23 protein-coding genes are annotated in these 22,338 nt (G+C 35.0%); 22 read left to right on the forward strand and 1 reads right to left on the reverse strand.

Annotation, left to right across the window (positions count from 1 at the left end):
* Positions 1-27: 27 nt before the first annotated feature.
* The 3 genes from C7J90_RS07635 (at position 28) to C7J90_RS07645 (ending at position 1,186) form a co-directional block, all read left to right on the forward strand.
* Complete coding sequence (locus C7J90_RS07635) at positions 28-159, forward strand: beta-class phenol-soluble modulin (protein WP_103210711.1); 132 nt, start codon at positions 28-30, stop codon at positions 157-159.
* Between the two features lie 38 nt (positions 160-197).
* A complete protein-coding gene (locus tag C7J90_RS07640; RefSeq protein ID WP_103210710.1) occupies positions 198-329 on the forward strand; it encodes a beta-class phenol-soluble modulin in 132 nt (43 codons plus the stop codon).
* Between the two features lie 167 nt (positions 330-496).
* Positions 497-1,186, forward strand: coding sequence for a YjjG family noncanonical pyrimidine nucleotidase (locus C7J90_RS07645; protein ID WP_103208715.1), 690 nt, complete (start codon positions 497-499; stop codon positions 1,184-1,186).
* Positions 1,187-1,276: 90 nt separating this feature from the next.
* On the opposite strand, the gene C7J90_RS07650 is transcribed toward C7J90_RS07645, so the two are convergent.
* A complete protein-coding gene (locus tag C7J90_RS07650) occupies positions 1,277-1,723 on the reverse strand; it encodes an N-acetyltransferase (protein ID WP_103208717.1) in 447 nt (148 codons plus the stop codon).
* Between the two features lie 131 nt (positions 1,724-1,854).
* On the opposite strand from C7J90_RS07650, the gene bshC reads away from it, so the two are divergent.
* The 19 genes from bshC (at position 1,855) to C7J90_RS07745 (ending at position 22,293) form a co-directional block, all read left to right on the forward strand.
* Positions 1,855-3,468 carry a bacillithiol biosynthesis cysteine-adding enzyme BshC gene (gene bshC, locus C7J90_RS07655; RefSeq protein WP_103208719.1) on the forward strand — a complete coding sequence of 538 codons (1,614 nt, stop codon included), beginning with the start codon at positions 1,855-1,857 and terminating at the stop codon, positions 3,466-3,468.
* Positions 3,469-3,613: 145 nt separating this feature from the next.
* Entirely contained in the window at positions 3,614-4,045 is a 432-nt protein-coding gene (gene mraZ / locus C7J90_RS07660) for a division/cell wall cluster transcriptional repressor MraZ (RefSeq protein WP_103208721.1), read from the forward strand.
* A 15-nt stretch (positions 4,046-4,060) separates the two neighbouring features.
* The gene (rsmH, locus tag C7J90_RS07665) at positions 4,061-4,996 is read left to right on the forward strand and encodes a 16S rRNA (cytosine(1402)-N(4))-methyltransferase RsmH (protein ID WP_103208723.1); all 936 of its coding nucleotides are present in this window, start codon (positions 4,061-4,063) and stop codon (positions 4,994-4,996) included.
* Positions 4,997-5,013: 17 nt separating this feature from the next.
* Positions 5,014-5,415: a cell division protein FtsL gene (ftsL, locus tag C7J90_RS07670; RefSeq protein WP_103208725.1), complete on the forward strand. Its 402-nt coding sequence runs from the start codon at positions 5,014-5,016 to the stop codon at positions 5,413-5,415.
* Entirely contained in the window at positions 5,396-7,552 is a 2,157-nt protein-coding gene (locus C7J90_RS07675) for a penicillin-binding protein (protein ID WP_103208727.1), read from the forward strand. The genes ftsL and C7J90_RS07675 overlap by 20 nt, the downstream gene beginning before the upstream one ends.
* 159 nt (positions 7,553-7,711) lie before the next feature.
* A complete protein-coding gene (gene mraY, locus C7J90_RS07680; protein WP_103208729.1) occupies positions 7,712-8,677 on the forward strand; it encodes a phospho-N-acetylmuramoyl-pentapeptide-transferase in 966 nt (321 codons plus the stop codon).
* Entirely contained in the window at positions 8,678-10,027 is a 1,350-nt protein-coding gene (murD, locus tag C7J90_RS07685) for a UDP-N-acetylmuramoyl-L-alanine--D-glutamate ligase (RefSeq protein ID WP_103208732.1), read from the forward strand.
* Between the two features lie 14 nt (positions 10,028-10,041).
* Positions 10,042-10,926: a cell division protein FtsQ/DivIB gene (locus tag C7J90_RS07690; RefSeq protein ID WP_103208734.1), complete on the forward strand. Its 885-nt coding sequence runs from the start codon at positions 10,042-10,044 to the stop codon at positions 10,924-10,926.
* Positions 10,927-11,096: 170 nt separating this feature from the next.
* Positions 11,097-12,473 (forward strand): cell division protein FtsA, encoded by a 1,377-nt coding sequence (gene ftsA, locus C7J90_RS07695; protein ID WP_103208736.1) that lies wholly within the window; start codon positions 11,097-11,099, stop codon positions 12,471-12,473.
* 29 nt (positions 12,474-12,502) lie between these two features.
* Positions 12,503-13,675 carry a cell division protein FtsZ gene (gene ftsZ / locus C7J90_RS07700; RefSeq protein ID WP_103208738.1) on the forward strand — a complete coding sequence of 391 codons (1,173 nt, stop codon included), beginning with the start codon at positions 12,503-12,505 and terminating at the stop codon, positions 13,673-13,675.
* 137 nt (positions 13,676-13,812) lie between these two features.
* Positions 13,813-14,607, forward strand: coding sequence for a peptidoglycan editing factor PgeF (gene pgeF / locus C7J90_RS07705; protein WP_103208739.1), 795 nt, complete (start codon positions 13,813-13,815; stop codon positions 14,605-14,607).
* Between the two features lie 17 nt (positions 14,608-14,624).
* A complete protein-coding gene (locus C7J90_RS07710) occupies positions 14,625-15,299 on the forward strand; it encodes a YggS family pyridoxal phosphate-dependent enzyme (RefSeq protein ID WP_103208741.1) in 675 nt (224 codons plus the stop codon).
* 4 nt (positions 15,300-15,303) lie between these two features.
* The gene (locus tag C7J90_RS07715; RefSeq protein WP_103208742.1) at positions 15,304-15,888 is read left to right on the forward strand and encodes a cell division protein SepF; all 585 of its coding nucleotides are present in this window, start codon (positions 15,304-15,306) and stop codon (positions 15,886-15,888) included.
* An 11-nt stretch (positions 15,889-15,899) separates the two neighbouring features.
* Positions 15,900-16,190, forward strand: coding sequence for a YggT family protein (locus C7J90_RS07720; RefSeq protein WP_103208744.1), 291 nt, complete (start codon positions 15,900-15,902; stop codon positions 16,188-16,190).
* A gap of 247 nt (positions 16,191-16,437) precedes the next feature.
* On the forward strand, positions 16,438-17,208 hold the full coding sequence (locus tag C7J90_RS07725; RefSeq protein WP_103208745.1) for a YlmH family RNA-binding protein: 771 nt from the start codon (positions 16,438-16,440) through the stop codon (positions 17,206-17,208).
* Between the two features lie 22 nt (positions 17,209-17,230).
* Positions 17,231-17,821, forward strand: a complete 591-nt coding sequence (locus tag C7J90_RS07730) for a DivIVA domain-containing protein (RefSeq protein ID WP_103208747.1) — start codon at positions 17,231-17,233, stop codon at positions 17,819-17,821.
* Between the two features lie 188 nt (positions 17,822-18,009).
* Positions 18,010-20,757, forward strand: a complete 2,748-nt coding sequence (gene ileS / locus C7J90_RS07735; protein ID WP_103208748.1) for an isoleucine--tRNA ligase — start codon at positions 18,010-18,012, stop codon at positions 20,755-20,757.
* A 133-nt stretch (positions 20,758-20,890) separates the two neighbouring features.
* Positions 20,891-21,376 carry a signal peptidase II gene (gene lspA / locus C7J90_RS07740; protein WP_103208750.1) on the forward strand — a complete coding sequence of 162 codons (486 nt, stop codon included), beginning with the start codon at positions 20,891-20,893 and terminating at the stop codon, positions 21,374-21,376.
* Positions 21,376-22,293 (forward strand): RluA family pseudouridine synthase, encoded by a 918-nt coding sequence (locus tag C7J90_RS07745; RefSeq protein WP_103208751.1) that lies wholly within the window; start codon positions 21,376-21,378, stop codon positions 22,291-22,293. Before lspA ends, C7J90_RS07745 begins: the two co-directional genes overlap by 1 nt.
* Positions 22,294-22,338: the final 45 nt, after the last annotated feature.

The following is a 22,338-nucleotide window of genomic DNA, read 5'->3' on the forward strand; positions in this document are numbered from 1 at the left end:
AAACTTAAACGAATAGGGGTGTAGAGAATGTCAGATTTAATTAATGCAATCAAAACTACAGTAGAAGCAGGACTTAATGGTGAATGGACAGATATGGGATTTGGAATTGCTGATATCGTAGCAAAAGGTATCGACGTTATCTTAGGTTTCTTTGGATAATTATAATAAATCAAATTAAGCGAATAGAGGTGTAAGAAATGGCAGATTTAATTAATGCAATCAAAACTACAGTAGAAGCAGGACTTAACGGTGAATGGACAGATATGGGATTTGGAATTGCTGATATCGTAGCAAAAGGTATCGACGTAATCTCAGGTTTCTTCGGATAATAAATATGTAATTGGGCCATGGCAAGCGCTGTGGCCTTTTTTGTTTGAAAAGATAATTGATATGACTTATTTATAGTATTTCTATGATATTACATATAAATTATAATGACATATTTTATATTATTTGTTACACTAAATCGATATTAAAATATGTTGGAGATGAAATAATGAGTTACAAAGTGATTCTACTCGATTTTGACGATACGATTGTTGATTTTCATGATGCAGAAATCAAAGCATATGCGTACTTAATGGATCAGTATCAAGTTCCAAAACATTTACATAATTATGAGCAATTCAAAGCGATTAATCAAGCACATTGGGAAGCATTTCAGCGTGGAGAATTGTCTCGAGAAGAAGTGTTGAGTTTTAGGTTTATCGAGACATTTAAGCATTATAATATGTCTATAGATGGTAAAAAGGCCGATATGACATTTCGAGAGGGTCTTGCGAATGCCCCTATCAAATTACTTGAAGGTGTCGAGGATTTACTCGCTTATACACAACATCAATTTGTATTGGCAATTGTGACAAATGGTGTGAAAGAAACACAACATAAGCGTTTAAATCAAATGAATATCAAGTCAAAAATGCAACACATCTTTATCTCGGATGAACTAGGTGTTCAAAAACCTAAAGTGGCTTTTTTTGATAAGGTGTTTAATGTGATGTCTGAATATACTAAGAAAGATTTTATGATAGTAGGAGATTCGCTGACTTCTGATATTCAAGGCGGTATTAATGCTGGCATTGATACGTGTTGGTTTAATCATAGACAACTAGACAATCATTCAGGTATTGAACCGACATACACAATTACGCACATTAAAGAATTAGTTGAAATTTTGAAAAAGTAATTCAAAAAGGTAAGGCATATCATATTAAGCTTTGTGCGTTGAATATTTATGTCTTACCTTATTTAATCTATTAGTTTTGATGTTAATCGATTACTTTGGATCCCAGACTAATATGTCATGGCCATCATCATTTTTAACTTGAAGGTCTTTAAAGCCATTTTTAACAAAAAAGTCTTTAGATTCGAATCTAGCAATTGCCTTAATTGGAAGACGATACGATTTAGCAAAATCTAATAGTTTAGAGCCATACCCCTTACCTTGGTACTTGCCAAGAACTTCTAATTTCCATACGACTAAATAATCTTCATAATCAGGGAAATAAGTCTCTTCAACCTCTCCTTTACGATATAAGGCCATACGTGCTCCGATTTTTTCTCCAACATAAATACCATAAAAAGGAGATTCGGAGCTAGCATCAATCATTTCTCCGTGCAATTCATCGACCATATATAAATCTTTGTTACCAAAGTTTTTTCGGAAGTCTTCAAAAAGCTCCTCTGTCTTGTAGTTGATATCCAAATGTTTAACTTTAGTCATTTCAATCCCCCTTTACTTATATTACTATGATTATAACTTATTTATTTCGATTAATGAAGTAAGCCGTTAAATTGTCAGACGGTAATTGAACAATTATACTTATAAGGAATACGCTTTAAGGAGAATTGAACATGGAGTGTTTAAATATCAAAATAGATGAAAAAGACGAGTTTATTTCAAGGTTAATCAATCAAGATACATCTATTTTACAATTTTATGATTACGATCCTAATAGTACTAAAAGTTTTGAAAAACGTATGGATCACCCAAACAACGGCAGAGAAAAAGAAGTAGCTAGAGTGATACGTGAGTATATGTCAGACTTGAATTTAACTTCTGAACAAAAGCGCGCACTAGATGCGCTCGAGAACGGTGCAAAAGTGGTTATTGGTGGGCAGCAAGCAGGTTTGTTTACAGGCCCGTTATACACATTTCATAAAATTATTTCGATGATTGTTAAAGCGAATGAATTGGAAGCATCATTCCATCAGCCTGTTGTCCCTGTTTTTTGGATCGCAGGTGAAGATCATGACTTTGATGAAGTCAATCATACGTATGTAATGAGAGAGAGAGAAGGAACTTTAGAAAAAGTTAAGTATCATACATTAGAGCCGCCAGAAACATCAGTTTCACATTATTACCCTGATAAAGAAGAATTACAAAATGTACTGAAACAGTATTTTAAAATGCTTCCAGAAACATCTCACTCCAAAGTTTTATATACACAATTAATGGAAATGATAGAACTATCCGAAAAATGGACGGATTTATTTAAAATGCTAATTCATGAGTGTTTTAAATCGAAAGGTATCTTATTAATTGAGGCCCAATATGATGCATTAAGAGAAATAGAAAAGCCTATATTCCATCAATTGATTCAAAAACGAGACCAAGTGGATAGAGCGTTTCGTGAGATGCAAAATCAAACAGCGCAACAAGGACTTCATCGAATGATTGAAACAGATTCAAATACACATTTGTTTTTAGAAGCTGATCAGCAACGTCAATTACTTAAATTTGATGAAGGTGTATTTAAATTAAGCAAATCTAAGGATAATTATACTGCAGAAGAGCTCTATCGATTGATTGAAGAGGAGCCATATCGTTTTTCTAATAATGTCGTAACGCGTCCTTTAATGCAAGAATGGTTATTTAATACGGTGGCTTTTGTAGGAGGACCAAGTGAAATTAAGTATTGGGCAGAGCTTAAGGGTGTGTTTCATTTGTTTGGTATTGAAATGCCTATTGTGTTACCACGCATGCGTATGACCTATGTAACGTCTAAGGCGCGTAAGTTATTGAGTGACTATCAAGTTTCTCCTTCAAAAATAATATTAGACGGCATTGATGATGTCAAAGAAGCGTTTATACGTGCAAAGGCATCTGATCAAGTGTTGGATGACATTGATCAAATGATAGAGCAGCAACAAAAGTTTTATACGAAGCTTAAAAATAATATGTCAGATAGTGAAGACAATGAAAGGTTACTTCAAAAGAATAATCAAATTCAATTGCATCAGTATCGTTATTTAAAAGAGCGATATTTACGTAATATTGAACGTGAAAGTGAAATAAGTATGCGTCATTTCACGCAGCTTACCCAAACATTACATCCAATGGGAGGATTGCAAGAAAGAATATGGAACCCCCTCCAATTATTAAATCAATTTGGGATGCATTTGTTTGTATCCTCCACCTTTCCTCCACTTCGATATACTTTTAACCAAATCGTTATTCAAATGTAGTTATACCAAGCTTTTAGAACAGTTCGAATTTATTCGAACTGTTCTTTTTTTTGAGTTGAAAAGATAAGTTTATAATATTTTTACATAATTAGTGGAGGATAGTGGGGAGATGTGGTAAATTATAAATATGGTGAGGTGAAATAAAATGTTCATGGGAGAATTTGAAAATAAACTTGATACTAAAGGTCGTATGATTGTTCCGTCGAAGTTTAGACATCAACTTAATGAACGTTTTATTATCACTCGTGGCCTAGACAAGTGTTTATTTGGTTACACATTAGAAGAATGGCAAACTATCGAAGAAAAAATGAAAACCTTACCTATGACAAAACGGGATGCCCGTAAATTTATGCGTATGTTTTTCTCGGGGGCCATTGAAGTAGAACTAGATAAGCAAGGCAGAATTAACATTCCAAGTAAGCTAAGAGAATACGCAAACTTAGACAAAGACTGCACAGTAATCGGTGTTTCAAATCGGATAGAAATTTGGGATCGTGCGACTTGGAATCATTTTTATGATGAATCTGAAGAGAATTTTGAAGAAATTGCAGAAGATTTAATTGATTTTGATTTTTAATTTGGAGGGATAACAGTGTTTCATCACATTAGCGTGCTTTTAAAAGAAACCGTCGATCAACTTAATATTAATCCAGACGGCATATATGTCGATTGCACGTTAGGTGGAGCGGGGCATTCGTTATATCTACTGAGTCAACTTTCAGAGCAAGGTCGTTTGATTGCATTCGATCAAGATACGACTGCGATTGAACATGCGAAAGAAAAGTTGAAAGATTATAGTGATAAAGTCACTTTTGTACATCGTAATTTTAGAGATTTGAATCAAGTTTTGGATGATTTGAATATAGATAAAGTGGATGGTATTTTGTACGACTTAGGCGTTTCGAGCCCGCAACTCGATGTTCCTGAAAGGGGATTTAGCTATCATTATGATGCAAAGCTTGATATGAGAATGGATCAAACCCAACCATTGTCAGCTTACGAAGTTGTAAATGAATGGTCCTATGAAGCGTTGGTAAAAATATTCTTTCGTTATGGTGAAGAGAAGTTTTCAAAACAAATTGCACGTCGTATCGAAACAAAGCGTCAAGAACGCCCCATCACAACAACATTTGATTTAGTTGATTGCATTAAAGAAGGTATACCAGCTAAGGCGAGAAGGACAGGTGGCCATCCAGCAAAACGCATATTCCAAGCGATACGCATTGCTGTAAATGATGAACTTAAAGCTTTTGAAGATTCTTTAGAACAGGCGATTGAACGTGTGCATGTACATGGACGAATTTCAGTCATTACATTTCACTCATTAGAAGATCGCTTGTGTAAGCAAATGTTTCAAGAGTATGAAAAAGGCCCGGATGTTCCTAGAGGATTGCCTGTTGTGCCGGAAGCTTATACACCAAAGCTCAAACGAGTGAATCGAAAGCCAATTGTAGCAAGTCATGAAGATTTAGAAGAAAATAATCGAGCGAGAAGTGCCAAACTTAGAGTGGCGGAAATTTTAAAGTGAAGGGGCGAGAATAGGAGATGGCTGTAGAAGAAGTATATGAATCGTATCATTGGCAAGAAACACAACCACAAACTGAACCAAAGCAAAAACCAAAAACTCAAACGAGGACAGTAAAAAGGCAAGTTGTTGTAAAACTGACTAAGTTTGAAAAAATGCTATACATAACACTTATTACATTAATTGCAGTTATAAGTATCTATATGCTATCTTTGAAAATGGATGCTTATGATACTCGAGGTAAAATAGCTGATTTAGATTACAAGATTGAGCAACAATCAAGTCAAAATAGCGCATTAAAATCTGAAACTATGAAAAATTCTTCGTATGAACGCATCTATAAAAAAGCTGAAGAACAAGGCATGAGTCTAAAGAACGACAATGTAAAGGTAGTGCGTAATAATGGCGAAACGAAAAATTAAAATTAAAAAAAATAAACTAGGAGCAGTCCTCCTGATTAGCTTTTTTGGACTGCTCTTTTTTCTATTGGTTTTACGTTATAGTTTTGTAATGTTAACAGGCCACTCATCTGGTCAGGATTTAATAGCTAAGGCAAATGAAAAATATCTTTCTAATTTAGAAGAACAGGCAGATAGAGGAACGATATATGATCGTAATGGCAAAATTCTTGCTCAGGATGTAGATCGTTTCCGATTAGCTGCTGTGATAGATAAAAGAGCAAGTAAAGATACTGACGAACCAAGGCATGTCGTAGATAAAAATAAAACAGCAAAAGAGCTATCAAAAGTGATAGATATGTCAGAAGAGAGTATCAAAAAAAGACTAAACACTAAAAAGGCATTTCAAGTTGAATTTGGAAAAGCGGGTCAAAATTTAACATATCAAGATAAAGAAAAAATCGAAAAAATGGATTTACCTGGTATTACAATGTATCCAGAAGTCCAACGTTTTTATCCTAATGGGAACTTTGCATCACACTTAATCGGAATGGCTCAAAAAGATCCGGATACAGGGGAGCTTAAAGGTGCATTAGGTGTTGAAAAAATATTCAACAGTTACTTAGCTGGTGAAAATGGACAATCTTCTTTTGTTCAAGATATTTGGGGGTATATCGTTCCGAATTCTAAAAATGAACAAGCGCCAAAACGTGGAGACGATGTTCACTTAACTATTGATTCGAATATTCAAGTTTTTGTTGAGGAAGCTCTCGATAAAATGGTTGAGCGTTATAAACCAAAAGATTTATTTACTGTTGTTATGGATGCTAAAACAGGTGAAATTTTAGCATATAGTCAGCGTCCGACGTTTAATCCAGATACAGGTGAAAATTTTGGTGAGAAGTGGGCTAACGACTTGTACCAAAATACTTATGAACCAGGTTCGACATTTAAAAGTTATGGTTTAGCCGCTGCTATTCAAGAAGGGGCATTTGATCCTAATCGAAAATATCAATCAGGTTATCGTGACATACAAGGATCGCGTATTTATGACTGGAATAAAAAAGGTTGGGGCGAAATCAAAATGGGTCTAGGTTTTATCTATTCATCGAACACGCTTATGATGAAACTACAAGACCTTGTTGGTGCGGATAAAATGCAGTCATGGTATGAAAAATTTGGTTTCGGACAAACAACAGGAAGTTTATATGATGGTGAACAACCTGGGAATATCGCATGGGAAAATGAATTAATGCAAAAAACATCAGCGTTTGGACAATCTACTACAGTCACACCAGCACAAATGATTCAAGCTCAGTCTGCTTTCTTTAATGAAGGAAATATGCTTAAGCCTTATTTTGTTGAATCTGTGGATAATCCGATTACTAAAAAAACATTTTACAAAGGTAAGCGTGAAGTTGTAGGTAAGCCAATTACTAAAAAAACAGCAAATAAAGTGTTAGACCAATTGGATCAAGTTGTTAATAGTAAAGACAGTAATGCTAAAAACTTCCGCATTGATGGATACCGCATCGGTGGTAAAACGGGTACTGCACAAGTTGCCGATCCTGAAAACGGAGGATATGTTCAAGGGCCTAACCCTTATTTCGTAAGTTTTATTGGTCATGCACCGAGTAAAAACCCTAAAATATTGATATATTCAGGTATGAGTTTAGCTCAAAAAAATGACCAAGAGGCATACGAATTGGGACCGGGTATGGCATTTACCTCAATTATGAAAAATACACTTCAATATTTAAATGTTGGTAGTGATGAAATTAGTACGAAATCGACTATCAATCCAGTACCTCATGTAGAGAATAAGAGTGTAGAAAGTGCGGAAGATACGTTGAAAGGTAAAAAGTTTAACCCAGTTGTAATTGGAAATGGTGATAAAGTAGTGAATCAATCGCCAGCCGCATCGCATGATTTATTACCGAACAGTAATGTTTTACTATTAACAAATGGCGACTTAACCATGCCAGATATGACAGGTTGGACACGAGATGATATTGTAGCGTTTGAATCTTTAACTAATATTAAAGTTGAAGTTGAAGGAAATGGATTTGTGAAGTCTCAAAGTGTAACGAGTCAAACAGCAATTGATAAGAAAACAAAGATACAAGTAAAACTTGATTCAGAAAACACAAATAGCTCATAAATGAGGGTGCTGGAGTATGGATTATCGGCTTTCTAGAAAAATGCGTCATGCTCCAGCTACTTGAACCCTCTTATGATGTCATGAGCGTTTAAATCATTTTTCTTTCTGCTCAGGTTTTAAGCAGTTGGATTAAATAAAAAATATTAAAAGGAGTAAATTATGGGTATTATTAGTGCAATTGTCGCATTTGTAATCACAGCAGTTTTAGTGCCGATTTTGATACCGACATTAAAAAGGATGAAGTTCGGCCAGAGTATTCGTGAAGAAGGTCCTCAAAGTCATATGAAAAAAACAGGTACACCAACAATGGGAGGATTGACATTTTTAATTGGTGCAATTGTTACAACGATGATAGCGAGTATATTTGTAGAGCCAGCTAGTCCATTATTATTGCTACTCTTTGTAACAATTGGTTTTGGCTTAATTGGTTTTATAGATGACTATATAATAGTAGTTAAGAAAAACAATCAAGGGTTAACGAGTAAGCAAAAATTGTTAGCGCAAATTGCGATTGCAGTGATTTTCTTTATTGTTTCAAAAGGTTTTAATGCGTTTGATTTTTCAACGGATATTAATATACCGTTTACCGAGGTTCACATTCCATTATCTTTTGCGTATGTGATATTTATTGTTTTTTGGCAAGTTGGTTTCTCTAATGCGGTTAATTTAACAGATGGTTTAGATGGATTGGCTACAGGATTATCAATTATTGGGTTTACGATGTACGCCATTATGAGTTTTGTGCTCGAACAACCTGCAATTGGTATCTTTTGTATTATTATGATTGCTGCACTTGCTGGCTTCTTACCATATAATCTGAATCCTGCTAAAGTCTTTATGGGAGATACAGGAAGTCTTGCGCTTGGTGGTATTTTTGCTACTATTTCAATTATGTTGAATCAAGAATTGTCATTGTTACTCATTGGACTAGTTTTCGTATTAGAAACATTATCGGTAATGATTCAAGTGACTTCGTTTAAATTAATTGGCAAGCGTGTCTTTAAAATGAGTCCTTTACATCATCATTTTGAACTTGTAGGTTGGAGCGAATGGAAAGTTGTTACAGTATTTTGGACAGTCGGCTTGATTACAGGTCTGATTGGATTATGGATTGGGGTGAGCTAATTGATTAATTATACGGGCCTTAAAGATAAAAAAGTACTCGTTATCGGTTTAGCCAAAAGTGGTTATGAATCAGCAAAATTACTACATCGTCTAGGTGCAGAGGTGACTGTCAATGACGGTAAAGATTTATCAAACGACCCACATGCTAAAGATTTAGAAGAAATGGGGATAACAATCGTAAGTGGATCACATCCAATTGCACTGTTAGATGAAAAACCGATTATTTTTAAAAACCCTGGCATACCTTATACTGTGCCGTTGATTCAAGAAGCGAAAAAGAGAGATTTGCCCATTTTGACAGAGGTAGAATTGAGCTACTTAATATCTGAAGCACCAATTATTGGTATTACAGGTACAAATGGCAAAACGACAGTGACATCACTATTAGGTGATATGTTTGATAATAGTAGAGAAGTCGGACGTCTTGCCGGCAATATCGGCTATGTGGCATCTAAAGTAGCGCAAGAGGTTAGAGCGAACGAATATTTAATAACTGAACTTTCGTCATTTCAATTATTAGGCATTCAACATTTTAGACCGCACATTGCGATTATTACAAATATATACTCTGCACATTTAGATTATCATGAAACATTAGAAAATTATCAAAATGCTAAAAAACGGATATACGAAAATCAAACAGAAAGTGATTACCTCATTTTTAATTATCAACAACGTCATTTAATAGATACGACTCAAATTCAAGCAAAAGTATTATATTTTTCGACGGAATATCCGGTCGAGGGGATATACGTAGAGAATGATTATATTGTATATAATGGTGTGCGCATTATTCATTTAGATGACATTGTATTACCGGGTAAACATAACCTGGAAAATATTTTAGCGTCTGTATTAGCTGCAATACTAGCCGGTGTTTCAACGAATGCCATTATCCAGTCTTTAACAACATTTTCAGGCATTGAACACCGTCTCCAATATATTGGTAATAATAAAACAAATAAATATTACAATGATTCTAAAGCAACAAATACGTTAGCAACTCAATTTGCATTAAGTGCATTTACACAGCCGATCATTTGGTTGTGCGGTGGTTTGGATCGTGGGAATGGATTTGATGAACTAATACCATATATGGAAAATGTGCGTGTGTTAGTCACATTTGGAGAAACACAAGACAAGTTCGTGAAATTAGGCGAAAGTCAAGGGAAATATGTCATTAGAGCTAAAGATGTTGTGGAGGCAGTAGACAAAGTTCAAGATGTCATCGAACCTAATGATGTCGTTTTATTATCACCAGCATGTGCAAGTTGGGATCAACATGATACATTTGAACAGCGTGGCGAAATGTTTATAAATGCTTTTCGTAAGCATTTACCATCACATTAAAGGTTGTGTAGCTTATGAAAGAACATATTCCACAAATTAATAATGAATACCTTAAAGAAAAGCGTAAAAAACAATTACTGAAGCGTCGACGTAGGCAGCGTAACGTGATGATTGCGCTTGTTCTTTTAGTAGTGCTTATTGTGCTTTACATGTTTACGCCGATTAGTAAAATTTCATCAGCTACAGTTGAAGGGAATCACAACGTATCAAAAGAAGAAGTGATAAAAAAGTTAAACATAAGTCAGCAACCGCGAATTTATGCCTATAATTCTGGTAAGGCAAAAGAAAGAATCGAACAAAATGATTTAATTCAATCTGTGCATATTAAAAAGGGCTTATTCAATAGTTTGACAGTTGAAGTTAATGAATATGATATTGTTGGTGTTACTTCAGAAAAAGGCAAAAATGTACCTGTACTTGAAACAGGCAAAGTACTTAGCGATTTCAAAGGAGATATACCGAATGAGGCTCCGTATCTAACAGGTTTTAAAAGTTCAGAAAAACGAAAAATAGTTCAAACATTGAGTGAAATGGATTCCAAAATACGTGGACAAATCTCAGAGATAGTTTATGCACCTCAAAAAGATCAAAGCCAACTCATTCAATTGTTTATGCGAGATGGTATTGAAGTATTAGGCAATATGAATTCAATCAACCAAAAATTAAAATACTATCCAAGTATGTCTCGAGCACTTGATAAAGATGAAACAGGTCATTTAAAAGAGTCGGGATTTATTGATTTATCAGTTGGGGCGACATTTATTCCATATAACAATGTTAAAGATGGACAAAATAACTCAGCTAGTTCACAAGATGTACAAAAGAGCTCTGCCTCAACAAATGAAGCAAAAGAAGCATTGCAAAGTGCTCTAAATAAAATTAAAGAAAAAGATAAATAAATCTAAATGTATCAAAGTACTGAAATGACTTGAATGAAGTGAAAAATTAGAATTATATTAAATTGCAGAAAAAAGTTGAAATAACATTACGTTTATAGTTCACATTAATAGTGTGTTATTGTAAACTTATAATAGTGTAGATATGTAAAAAATGTCGGAGGTGCCTATCTATGGAAGAGCATTATTATGTTAGTATAGATATCGGCTCATCAAGCGTAAAAGCTATCGTTGGGGAAAAGTTTCACAATGGCATTAATGTGATAGGTACAGGACAAACCTATACAAATGGTATTAAGAATGGCTTAATTGATGATTTCGATGTCGCTAAACAAGCAATAAAAGATACAATTAAAAAAGCATCTATTGCTTCAGGTGTAGATATCAAAGAAGTTTTTTTGAAGTTACCAATCGTTGGTACCGAAGTTTTTGATGAATCAAATGCACTTGAATTTCATCAAGATACTGAAATCAATGGTTCACATATTGAAGAAGTTCTAGAGGGGATTCGAGAGAAAAATGCAGTTTCAGATACTGATGTTGTCAATACATTTCCCATACGTTTTGTAGTTGATGGTGATAACGAGGTAACGGACCCTAAAGAATTAGTTGCAAGGCATTCGTTACATGTCGATGCAGGGGTTGTTGCGATTCATAAATCTATTTTAATTAATATGATTAAGTGCGTTGAATCCTGTGGTGTGGATGTATTAGATGTTTATTCTGACTCATACAATTATCGCTCTATTTTGACACCAACTGAGAGAGAGCTTGGAGCTTGTGTGATAGATATTGGTGAAGATCTCACACAAATTGCTTTCTATGAGCGCGGTGAACTTGTTGATGCAGATGTTGTTTTGATGGCAGGACGTCACATCACTGAAGACATTGCACAGTATTTAAACACTACATACGAGTCAGCTGAAAAGATTAAACAACAATATGGACATGCATTTTATGATTCTGCGTCAGAACAAGATGTATTTACAGTTGAACAGCTTGACCAAGATGAACCGACGCAATTTACGCAAAAAGATTTAAGCGATGCGATTGAAGCACGTGTTGAAGACATCTTTTTTGAAGTCTTTGATGTTTTACAAGAGTTGAATTTAACAAAAGTGAACGGTGGATTTGTCGTTACTGGTGGTTCAGCTAATTTATTAGGTGTCAAAGAATTATTACAAGATTTAGTTAATGAAAAAGTTAGAATTCACACACCTTCACAAATGGGTGTAAGAAAACCGGAATATTCATCTGCAATTTCGACAATTTCTAGTAGTATTGCTTTTGATGAGTTGTTAGATTATGTTACAATTAGTAATCATGATTACGACGACATAGAGGAAGAAGTTATTGAAAATGATACGAAACGTCATGAACAAAAAGTTGGTGGTTTTGAATCATTCTTCAAGAAAAAACCTAAAAAGCAAACTGATGACGTAGACGAATATGCTTCGGAAGATGAATATGATAATCATGAAGTTGAAGAGAATGAACCAAAACAAGAAGAAAGCAAATTCAAGAAGATAATGAAATCTCTGTTTGATTGATTGGCTACAAAGATTAGGAGGAAAATTAAATGTTAGAATTTGAACAAGGATTTAATCATTTAGCGACACTTAAAGTAATCGGTGTCGGTGGCGGCGGAAACAATGCTGTAAACCGCATGATTGACCACGGTATGAATAATGTTGAATTTATAGCGATAAACACAGATGGGCAAGCTTTAAATTTATCAAAGGCTGAGTCTAAAATTCAAATCGGGGAAAAATTAACACGTGGCTTAGGTGCTGGTGCGAACCCTGAAATTGGAAAAAAAGCTGCTGAAGAATCTCGCGAACAGATTGAAGATGCCATTCAAGGTGCAGACATGGTATTTGTTACTGCTGGTATGGGTGGCGGTACTGGTACAGGTGCAGCACCAGTTGTAGCCAAAATCGCGAAAGAAATGGGCGCACTTACTGTTGGTGTTGTAACACGTCCATTCAGTTTTGAAGGTCGCAAGCGTCAAACGCAAGCTGCTGCAGGCGTAGAATCAATGAAAGCTGCAGTAGATACATTAATTGTGATTCCTAATGATCGTTTACTTGATATTGTTGATAAGTCTACACCGATGATGGAAGCTTTCAAGGAAGCGGATAACGTTTTACGTCAAGGTGTACAAGGTATTTCAGACTTAATCGCTGTGTCAGGTGAAGTTAACCTTGACTTTGCTGACGTTAAAACAATCATGTCAAACCAAGGATCTGCTTTAATGGGTATTGGTGTATCATCTGGAGAAAACAGAGCAGTAGAAGCAGCTAAAAAAGCAATTTCTTCTCCTCTATTAGAAACATCAATCGTAGGTGCACAAGGTGTGCTTATGAATATTACTGGCGGCGAGTCATTATCATTATTTGAAGCTCAAGAAGCGGCAGATATCGTTCAGGATGCAGCTGATGAAGATGTTAATATGATTTTTGGTACGGTGATTAATCCGGAATTGCAAGATGAGATTGTTGTGACAGTGATTGCGACAGGCTTTGAAGATAAACCTTCATCTCAAGTGCGTAAACAAAGTAATACTGGATTTGGTGCTAGTGCATCACAGCAAACTACTAAAGAATCAAGCTTCGGAACAAGTTCATCATCTATTCCAACTCATGAAAAAGAATCAGAATCTGGAAGAAGTCATAGTACAACTGCTGATGATGATATTCCAAGTTTTATTCGTAACCGAGAAGACCGTCGCTCAAGAAGAACACGTCGTTAATTAATCATTTGGAACGTTAAGTTACGTAGTCAGTTTAAACCTACGTATATTGCGCTAGGACAAAGTCATTACTTCATTGTCCTAGCGTTTTTAAATTTAAAAGTTTTTTAAGTAACACGTAGTTAGAAAGGGTGTTGATGATGGAAACATTTAGAAAAAAACAACATCATTTATATTATGAGCCGAGCCTGTCACAGGGGATTACAATCGGTATGACTACGCGTAATGGTGGAAAAAGTGCATATCCAAAGCATGCATTTAATATGGCACGTTATATAGATGATGTGCCAGAGTATATTACACAACATCAGGAAGTACTTGCACACGAAATAGGCTTCGAGAGAGCACAGTGGGTTTTTCCAATACAAACTCATGAAGACAAAGTCATAGAGATTTTTGCTCAAAATAAGGGGCAAAATATTCAAGATCTATCCAAAGATGTATTATACGGTGTTGATGGAATGTATACTTATGAAAAAAATATTTTGCTTACAATGTGTTATGCCGATTGTGTACCTGTGTATTTTTATAGTGCTAAATATCATTTCATTGCGTTAGCACATGCAGGTTGGAGAGGAACGGTCAAACAAATTGTTCATCGAGTCATCACCCAATTTCCTTATGACTTAAAAGAGTTGCAAGTCGTCATAGGTCCAGCTACCTCCAATTCATATGAGATAAATGAAGAGATACTTAATCAATTTAAACAACTACCTATCGATGAGAAGCGCTATATCGAACAAAGAGGTCCAGGTTGTTATGGGATTGATTTAAAATATGCGAATCACTTATTATGTGAACATTATGGTGTACCTGCCCAAAATATTACAATGACAGAATACACAACGACTGAACATTTGGACTTATTTTTTTCATATCGAATTGAGAAAGGGAATACTGGCCGGATGTTAGCATTTATAGGACAAAAGTAAGAAGTGAGGAGAGGCAAATGTCTGTTAAAGATAACTTAAATATGATTCATGAGCAAATTAAATCTCACGTGAATTTAAATGAAGGACATACAGTACCTAACGTGATTGCTGTTACGAAATATGTTACAATAGAGCGAGCCAAAGAAGCATACGATGCGGGTATTCGTCATTTTGGTGAGAATCGATTAGAAGGCTTTTTGCACAAAAAAGCTGCACTACCTGATGACGTTACGATGCATTTTATAGGTTCTTTACAATCACGCAAAGTGAAAGATGTGATTGACGAAATAGACTATTTGCACGCGTTAGACCGTATCAGTTTAGCAAAAGAAATAAGTAAGAGAGCAACACATACAATTAAGTGTTTTGTCCAAGTAAATGTGTCTGGTGAGGCATCAAAACACGGCGTTGCTGTTGATCAGTTAATCCCGTTTATAAAAGAACTTGAGCTTTATGATCATATTGAAGTTGTAGGGCTAATGACAATGGCACCATTTACTGAAGATGAAGATGAATTAAAGTCAATATTTAACAAATTGAAAATGAAACGTGATGAAGTCCAAGCATTAAACTTATCGTATGCACCATGCTCTGAATTATCAATGGGTATGAGTAATGACTATACCATTGCAGTTGAAGCTGGCGCAACGTTTGTTAGAATTGGGACACGTCTAGTAGGAAAAGAGGAGTGAGTTAATGGCTATTAAAGATCTGTTTAACGGATTTTTTACGATTGAAGAAGAGGATGAGGATTTAATCGAAGAAGAGGAAGAACGAAGAGAGAGAGAACGTGAAAGACGCGAAGAAAAGACACGTACTCCATCACAATCTAACCAGCCTAAAGCAAAACCACGTGCCATTCAATCGGTGCCTAAAAAGCAATCGACACGTATTAAAACACCGCAACACGATCGCCGTTATCAAATGGCGTCAAATCATGAACATAATCAAGATCAAGGGAACGTGATAAGCATGACACAAGAGCAAGATGTTTATCAAAATGGCAGTTCTAAAATGTGTCTTTTTGAACCTCGTGTATTTTCAGACACTCAAGATATTGCCGATGAACTCAAAAACAGACGTGCAACGCTCGTTAATTTACAACGTATCGACCAAGTCTCAGCAAAACGTATTATTGACTTTTTAAGTGGTACTGTTTATGCAATTGGTGGTGACATTCAACGCGTAGGGTCCGATATCTTTTTATGTACACCTGATAATGTTGAGGTGGCTGGAAGTATTACTGAGCATATCGAAACTATGGAAAACCAATACGAATAAAGGTGGCCTCAATGAGTATACAATTAGCTTCTACAATTTTTAATTTTATTATATTTTTAGTGCAAGCATATACATTTGGAATGATTATTTATATATTTATGTCTTGGGTTCCAAGTGCTCGTGAAAGTGCGGTAGGACAGTTTATGTCTAAAATTTATGAGCCTTTTTTAGAACCATTTCGAAAAATAATTCCTCCATTGGGTATGGTTGATTTATCTCCAATTGTTGCATTTATAGTTCTGAATTTATTTCAACGTGGGCTCTTCGCGATATATCAATTGATTATTAATCATTTGATGTAAGAGTCTTAAACGATAAATAGACCAATCAGAGCATTATTTATAGTGAATGATAATAGGGTAGAGAGAGGTTAGGATACTGTATAACATAAGATGATTAAAAATACGGTTAACTTCAAGCTCATTCTTTGAAGTATTGATGCTGAAGATGATAGATTCTAACGCTTATCTCACGCCCTTTTTTTATGAAATTTATCAAATGATTTAAATTTGAAACCAAATGGATTATAGCATTCAAAGAGGCGTTATAATGGATATATATCAACATTTTCGAAAAGAAGAGTATGAACTAATTGATCAATTAATGAATAAAGTAAGAATGGCTGAACAACAATATGCTCCTGTATTAACACATTTTATCGATCCACGTGCGCAGTATATTCTTCAAACACTTGTAGGTCGCTTTCCTGACTTAAAAGTTCATTTTTATGGTGGCTATAGTGCTGAAAGATGCCGAGCAATTATAGCACCTAATTATTATGAGCCCGAACGAGATGACTATGAGTTAACATTAATTGAGCTGAACTATCCAGAAAAATTTGTTACAATTCAGCATCAACATGTATTGGGCACACTTATGTCTTTAGGGATTAAGCGTGAACAACTTGGAGACATTATTGTCGGAAAACAAATTCAATTTGTTTTGACAAAACAGTTAGAATCATATATTATGATGGAATTAACAAAGATAAAAGGTGCCACAGTCAAACTCAATGTTTTATCAATTGAAGATATGATACAATCAAAGGAGCAATGGCAATCTTTTGAAACAACTATTAGTGCATTGCGACTCGATGTCGTTTTGAAAGAAGTAATACACAAATCCAGAGAAATCGCCAAATCATATATTTTAAAAAAGCGAGTAAAAGTGAATCATACGATTGTAGAGTCAGTGGATTTTCAACTAGAAGAAGGCGATTTGCTTTCAATACAAGGATTTGGAAGAGCAAAGATTACACAAATTGGAACGCGTACTAAAAAAGATAAGTTGCGAATCACCTATCAAACTTTATTCAAATAGTGTATGATGGAGGAGAGTATCTATGGCTTTTACACCAAGTGAAATAAAAAATAAGTCGTTTACTCATATTAAAAACGGTTTTGAACCTAAGGAAGTTGAACAATACCTAGAACAGTTAAGTCAAGAAGTTCAACGACTTAGAGAAGATAAGAGACAACTTGAAAAAGTTTTAGAAGAAAGAGATAGCCACATCCAATCTTTTAAAGAAGTTGAAAAATCTGTAGGAGAAGCGATTGTGAGTGCGCAGCGTGCGGCTGATGAAACAAAAGCAGCAGCTCAAAAAGAGCGTGATGTCATTATCGCTAAAGCACAAGCTGAAGCAGATAAAATTGTAAATGATGGTATTGAAAAAGCACGACGATTATCATTTCAAACAGAGGATATGAAACGACAATCTAAAATTTTCCGTTCTCGCTTTAGAATGTTAGTTGAAGCGCAATTAGATTTACTTAAAAATGATGATTGGGATTATTTACTTAACTATGATTTAGATGCACAACAAGTGACAGAAGATAATTTTAATCATTTGAATGATAAAGATATTACTGATGAAGAAAAACAACAAGCACATCAATCTGAAAAAACAAATGAGACAGACAAGCAAGAAAAGTAAAACAGGACACAGCGATTTAGGGAGAGTGAGAGCCTAATGAATGTTTTTTCTTGTATCACTGAACTCATCAAAAAATAATTATTTTAATGAGAGAACTCTAAGCTGAGTTAAATAGGGTGGTACCGCGGTAGATGTCCGTCCCTATTCATTGAGCTTAGAGTTCTTTTCAGTTAAAGGAGTGTTAAAAAATGGATTACAAAGAAACGTTATTAATGCCAAAAACGAAATTCCCAATGCGTGGCGGATTACCTAATAAAGAGCCACAAATTCAACAAGAATGGCGAGAAAAAGATTTATATCGCAAAATGTTAGCTAAAAATGAAGGTAATACACCATTTATCCTACATGATGGTCCACCGTACGCGAACGGTAATTTACATATGGGACATGCGCTAAACAAAATTTTGAAAGATTTTATCGTCCGTTATAAAACAATGTCGGGCTTTTATGCACCATACGTACCAGGATGGGATACACACGGTTTACCTATTGAACAAGCACTTACAAAAAAAGGTGTGAAGCGTAAAGAAATGTCTATTGCAGCATTTCGTGAAAAATGTGAAGCTTTTGCAATGCAACAAATTGAAAATCAAAAGAAAGATTTCCAACGTTTAGGCGTTAATGGTGACTTTGAAAACCCATATATAACTTTAAAACCTGAATATGAAGCTGCACAAATACGTGTATTTGGTGAAATGGCTGAAAAAGGATTAATCTATAAAGGGAAAAAACCTGTCTATTGGTCACCGTCTAGTGAATCTTCATTAGCTGAAGCGGAAATTGAATATCATGATAAACGTTCAGCATCTATTTATGTTGCTTTTGATGTAAAAGATGGTAAGGGTATTGTTGATGAAGATGCGAAGTTTATAATTTGGACAACAACACCTTGGACATTGCCTTCAAATGTTGCGATTACAGTTCATCCTGATTTAACATATGTACAAATGAATGTGAATGGTGAAAAATATATTATTGCTGAAGCGTTAGTAGATGAAGTGGCAGAACAGTTAGGCTGGGATAAAGAAGCCGTGGTTCGTGAGAAAGATTTTAAAGGTCAAGAACTTGAATATGTTGAAGCGCAACATCCTTTCATTGATAGAATATCATTGCTCATCAACGGTATGCACGTAACGACTGATGCTGGTACAGGTTGTGTGCATACAGCTCCAGGACACGGGGAAGATGACTATATTGTAAGTCAAAAATATAACCTTGAAGTGATTAGTCCTGTTGATGATAAAGGTGTATTTACAGAAGAAGCTGGTCAATTTGAAGGTATGTTTTATGATAAAGCGAATAAAGCGATTACTGATTTGTTAAAAGAGAAAGGGGCACTTTTAAAATTAGACTTTATTACGCATAGTTATCCACATGATTGGCGTACTAAAAAACCAGTCATTTTTAGAGCGACACCGCAATGGTTTGCTTCTATTTCAAAAGTGCGACAAGATATTTTAGATGCTATAACACAAACACACTTCAAAGTTGAATGGGGTAAAACGCGCATCTACAATATGATTCGTGATCGTGGTGAATGGGTCATCTCTCGTCAACGTGTGTGGGGGGTACCACTTCCAGTATTTTATGCTGAGAACGGTGACATTATCATGACTAAAGAAACAATTATGCATATTGCAGATTTGTTTGAAGAACATGGATCTAATATTTGGTTTGAACGTGAAGCGAAAGATTTATTGCCTGAAGGTTTTACACACCCTGGCAGCCCAAATGGTCATTTCACAAAAGAAGAAGATATTATGGATGTTTGGTTTGATTCAGGTTCGTCACATCGCGGTGTACTTGAAACTCGTCCTGAATTAAGTTTCCCTTCTGATTTGTACTTAGAAGGTAGTGATCAATATCGTGGATGGTTTAACTCTTCTATTACGACTGCTGTTGCTACTCGTGGTGTGTCACCATACAAAATGCTATTGTCTCATGGTTTTGTTATGGATGGCGAAGGTAAAAAAATGAGCAAATCATTAGGCAACGTGATTGTCCCAGATACTATTGTTAAACAAAAAGGTGCTGACATTGCACGCTTATGGGTGAGTTCAGTAGATTATTTAGCAGACGTACGTATTTCAGAAGAAATCCTGAAACAAGTTGCTGATGTATATCGTAAAATTCGTAATACTTTGCGTTTCTTATTAGGGAATGTCAGTGATTTTGACCCTTCTAAACATCAAATTGCTGAAGCTGACTTATTAGAAGTTGACCGATATGTATTGAACCGTCTTCGTGAATTTACAGCGCATACACTCGATCATTATGATGATTATGACTATCTAGATATTTATCAAGAAGTTCAAAACTTCATAAATGTTGAACTTAGTAACTTCTATTTGGATTATGGGAAAGATATTTTATATATTGAGGAGCAGAATGCACACAAACGTCGTAGTATGCAAACAGTGCTTTATCGTATACTAGTGAATATGACGAAATTATTAGCACCTATCATTCCTCATACAGCTGATGAAGTTTGGTCATACATCGAGCATGTTGAAGAGGAAAGTGTTCATCTTTCAGACATGCCTCAAAAAGAAAAAATTGACGAAGCATTACTTGAAAAATGGTCAACATTTATGGCGTTACGTGATGATGTTAACCGAGCATTAGAAGTTGCACGGAATGAAAAAGTCATCGGTAAATCACTAGAAGCTAAAGTTAAAATCGGTAACAGTTCTTCATTTAATACTGTAGAATTTCTACAATCATTTAATGATTTGCATCAATTATTTATTGTTTCTCAAGTTGAAGTGGTAGATAAACCAAACGGTACAGAGTATCAATATGGCAATATTGAAATTACGTTTGCGGACGGTGAAAAATGTGCACGTTGTTGGAATTATAGTGACTCTTTAGGTTCAGTAGGTGAAATGACTGAATTGTGTCCACGTTGCCAAGAAGTTGTTAAAACTTTAGTATAAACATGAAGTGATGCAGATATTCATAGCTACTGGATATCTGTATCACTTTTTTCGTTTTAGTAATTGTTCAAGTTAAGCTATAATATATCGTGATGAAATTCCTAAATGAACTCAATTGGAAAGGATAAAATTTATGAAACATCAATATCATATTGGATTATCCGTAATGATAGCCATTTTGGTCATCATTGCTGATCAATTTACAAAGTGGATAATCGCAACACAAATGACTATTGGGGAATCTTTTACGGTAATACCTCACTTTTTAGCCATTACATCACATCGTAATAGCGGTGCAGCATGGGGGATCTTAAGTGGCAAGATGACTTTCTTTTATATTGTTACTATTCTAATATTAATCGCATTAGTCTATTTTTATATTAAAGAAGCGAAAGATCATTTACTCATGCAAATTGCTATAAGTTTATTATTTGCAGGGGCTGTCGGTAATTTTATTGATCGATTAATAAATGGTGAAGTAGTGGACTTTGTAGATACGAAGATATTTGGATATGATTTTCCAATTTTTAATGTCGCTGATAGTAGTTTGACAATAGGTGTGATATTATTATTATTTGTGTTACTAACAGACTCAAAAACTAAAGATGAGGTGAGATAATGGGTCAGTTTGATTTTGAAATAAGTCAAGAGAGATTTCATTTACAACGTATTGATAAAGTTCTACCTGAGTTAAACCCTGAATGGTCACGAAGTCAAATTCAGGACTGGATTAAATCAGGTCAAGTTGAAGTTAATGGTAAAGTAGTGAAATCAAATTACAAAGTAAAGCTTCAGGACTATATTGTTGTAACTGAGAAAGAAGTTGTTGAAGCAAATATTGAACCAGAGAATTTAAATTTAGATATATATTATGAAGATGAAGATGTTGCGATTGTCTATAAACCTAAGGGGATGGTTGTACATCCATCACCTGGGCATTATACGGGAACGTTGGTAAATGGACTTATGTATCAAATTAAGGATTTATCAGGCATTAATGGCGAAATACGACCTGGTATTGTTCATCGTATTGACAAAGATACATCTGGACTTTTAATGATTGCCAAAAACGATATCGCACACCGTCATTTAGTTGAACAACTTACAGCTAAAACAGTGACTCGTAAATATACTGCCTTAGTCCATGGACATATCCCTCATGAATATGGGACGATCGATGCACCAATTGGCCGCCACAAAAATGATAGACAATCTATGGCTGTAGTTGATGAAGGGAAAGAAGCTGTAACGCATTTCAACGTGATTGAAAGCTTTAAAAATTATACATTAGTTGAATGTCAACTTGAAACAGGACGTACACATCAAATTCGTGTACATATGAAATATATTGGTTATCCTTTGGTTGGGGATCCAAAATATGGTCCGAAAAAAACAATGGACATTGGTGGACAAGCTTTACACGCTGGCGTTATTGGTTTTACACACCCTAAGACTGGTGAATATATTGAGCGGACTGCAGCACTTCCAATTTCATTCGAAAATGTCATTCATCAAATTCGAGAAGAGCATTTATAAATTTTACACAATGGATAAATTACTACAAAAATCACGGATTGTACT

The organism is Staphylococcus felis, from assembly GCF_003012915.1.
Classification (GTDB): domain Bacteria; phylum Bacillota; class Bacilli; order Staphylococcales; family Staphylococcaceae; genus Staphylococcus; species Staphylococcus felis.

Coding starts and splice junctions, on each gene's coding strand:
- C7J90_RS07645 (WP_103208715.1), top strand. CDS start 497: ATGAGTTACAAAGTGATTCTACTCGATTTTGACGATACGATTGTTGAT.
- C7J90_RS07710 (WP_103208741.1), top strand. CDS start 14,625: ATGTCTGTTAAAGATAACTTAAATATGATTCATGAGCAAATTAAATCT.
- C7J90_RS07720 (WP_103208744.1), top strand. CDS start 15,900: ATGAGTATACAATTAGCTTCTACAATTTTTAATTTTATTATATTTTTA.
- C7J90_RS07640 (WP_103210710.1), top strand. CDS start 198: ATGGCAGATTTAATTAATGCAATCAAAACTACAGTAGAAGCAGGACTT.
- C7J90_RS07690 (WP_103208734.1), top strand. CDS start 10,042: ATGAAAGAACATATTCCACAAATTAATAATGAATACCTTAAAGAAAAG.
- mraY (WP_103208729.1), top strand. CDS start 7,712: ATGGGTATTATTAGTGCAATTGTCGCATTTGTAATCACAGCAGTTTTA.
- C7J90_RS07635 (WP_103210711.1), top strand. CDS start 28: ATGTCAGATTTAATTAATGCAATCAAAACTACAGTAGAAGCAGGACTT.
- C7J90_RS07715 (WP_103208742.1), top strand. CDS start 15,304: ATGGCTATTAAAGATCTGTTTAACGGATTTTTTACGATTGAAGAAGAG.
- C7J90_RS07730 (WP_103208747.1), top strand. CDS start 17,231: ATGGCTTTTACACCAAGTGAAATAAAAAATAAGTCGTTTACTCATATT.
- ftsZ (WP_103208738.1), top strand. CDS start 12,503: ATGTTAGAATTTGAACAAGGATTTAATCATTTAGCGACACTTAAAGTA.
- C7J90_RS07675 (WP_103208727.1), top strand. CDS start 5,396: ATGGCGAAACGAAAAATTAAAATTAAAAAAAATAAACTAGGAGCAGTC.
- mraZ (WP_103208721.1), top strand. CDS start 3,614: ATGTTCATGGGAGAATTTGAAAATAAACTTGATACTAAAGGTCGTATG.
- ftsA (WP_103208736.1), top strand. CDS start 11,097: ATGGAAGAGCATTATTATGTTAGTATAGATATCGGCTCATCAAGCGTA.
- C7J90_RS07745 (WP_103208751.1), top strand. CDS start 21,376: ATGGGTCAGTTTGATTTTGAAATAAGTCAAGAGAGATTTCATTTACAA.
- C7J90_RS07725 (WP_103208745.1), top strand. CDS start 16,438: ATGGATATATATCAACATTTTCGAAAAGAAGAGTATGAACTAATTGAT.
- lspA (WP_103208750.1), top strand. CDS start 20,891: ATGAAACATCAATATCATATTGGATTATCCGTAATGATAGCCATTTTG.
- C7J90_RS07650 (WP_103208717.1), bottom strand. CDS start 1,723: ATGACTAAAGTTAAACATTTGGATATCAACTACAAGACAGAGGAGCTT.
- ftsL (WP_103208725.1), top strand. CDS start 5,014: ATGGCTGTAGAAGAAGTATATGAATCGTATCATTGGCAAGAAACACAA.
- ileS (WP_103208748.1), top strand. CDS start 18,010: ATGGATTACAAAGAAACGTTATTAATGCCAAAAACGAAATTCCCAATG.
- bshC (WP_103208719.1), top strand. CDS start 1,855: ATGGAGTGTTTAAATATCAAAATAGATGAAAAAGACGAGTTTATTTCA.
- pgeF (WP_103208739.1), top strand. CDS start 13,813: ATGATGGAAACATTTAGAAAAAAACAACATCATTTATATTATGAGCCG.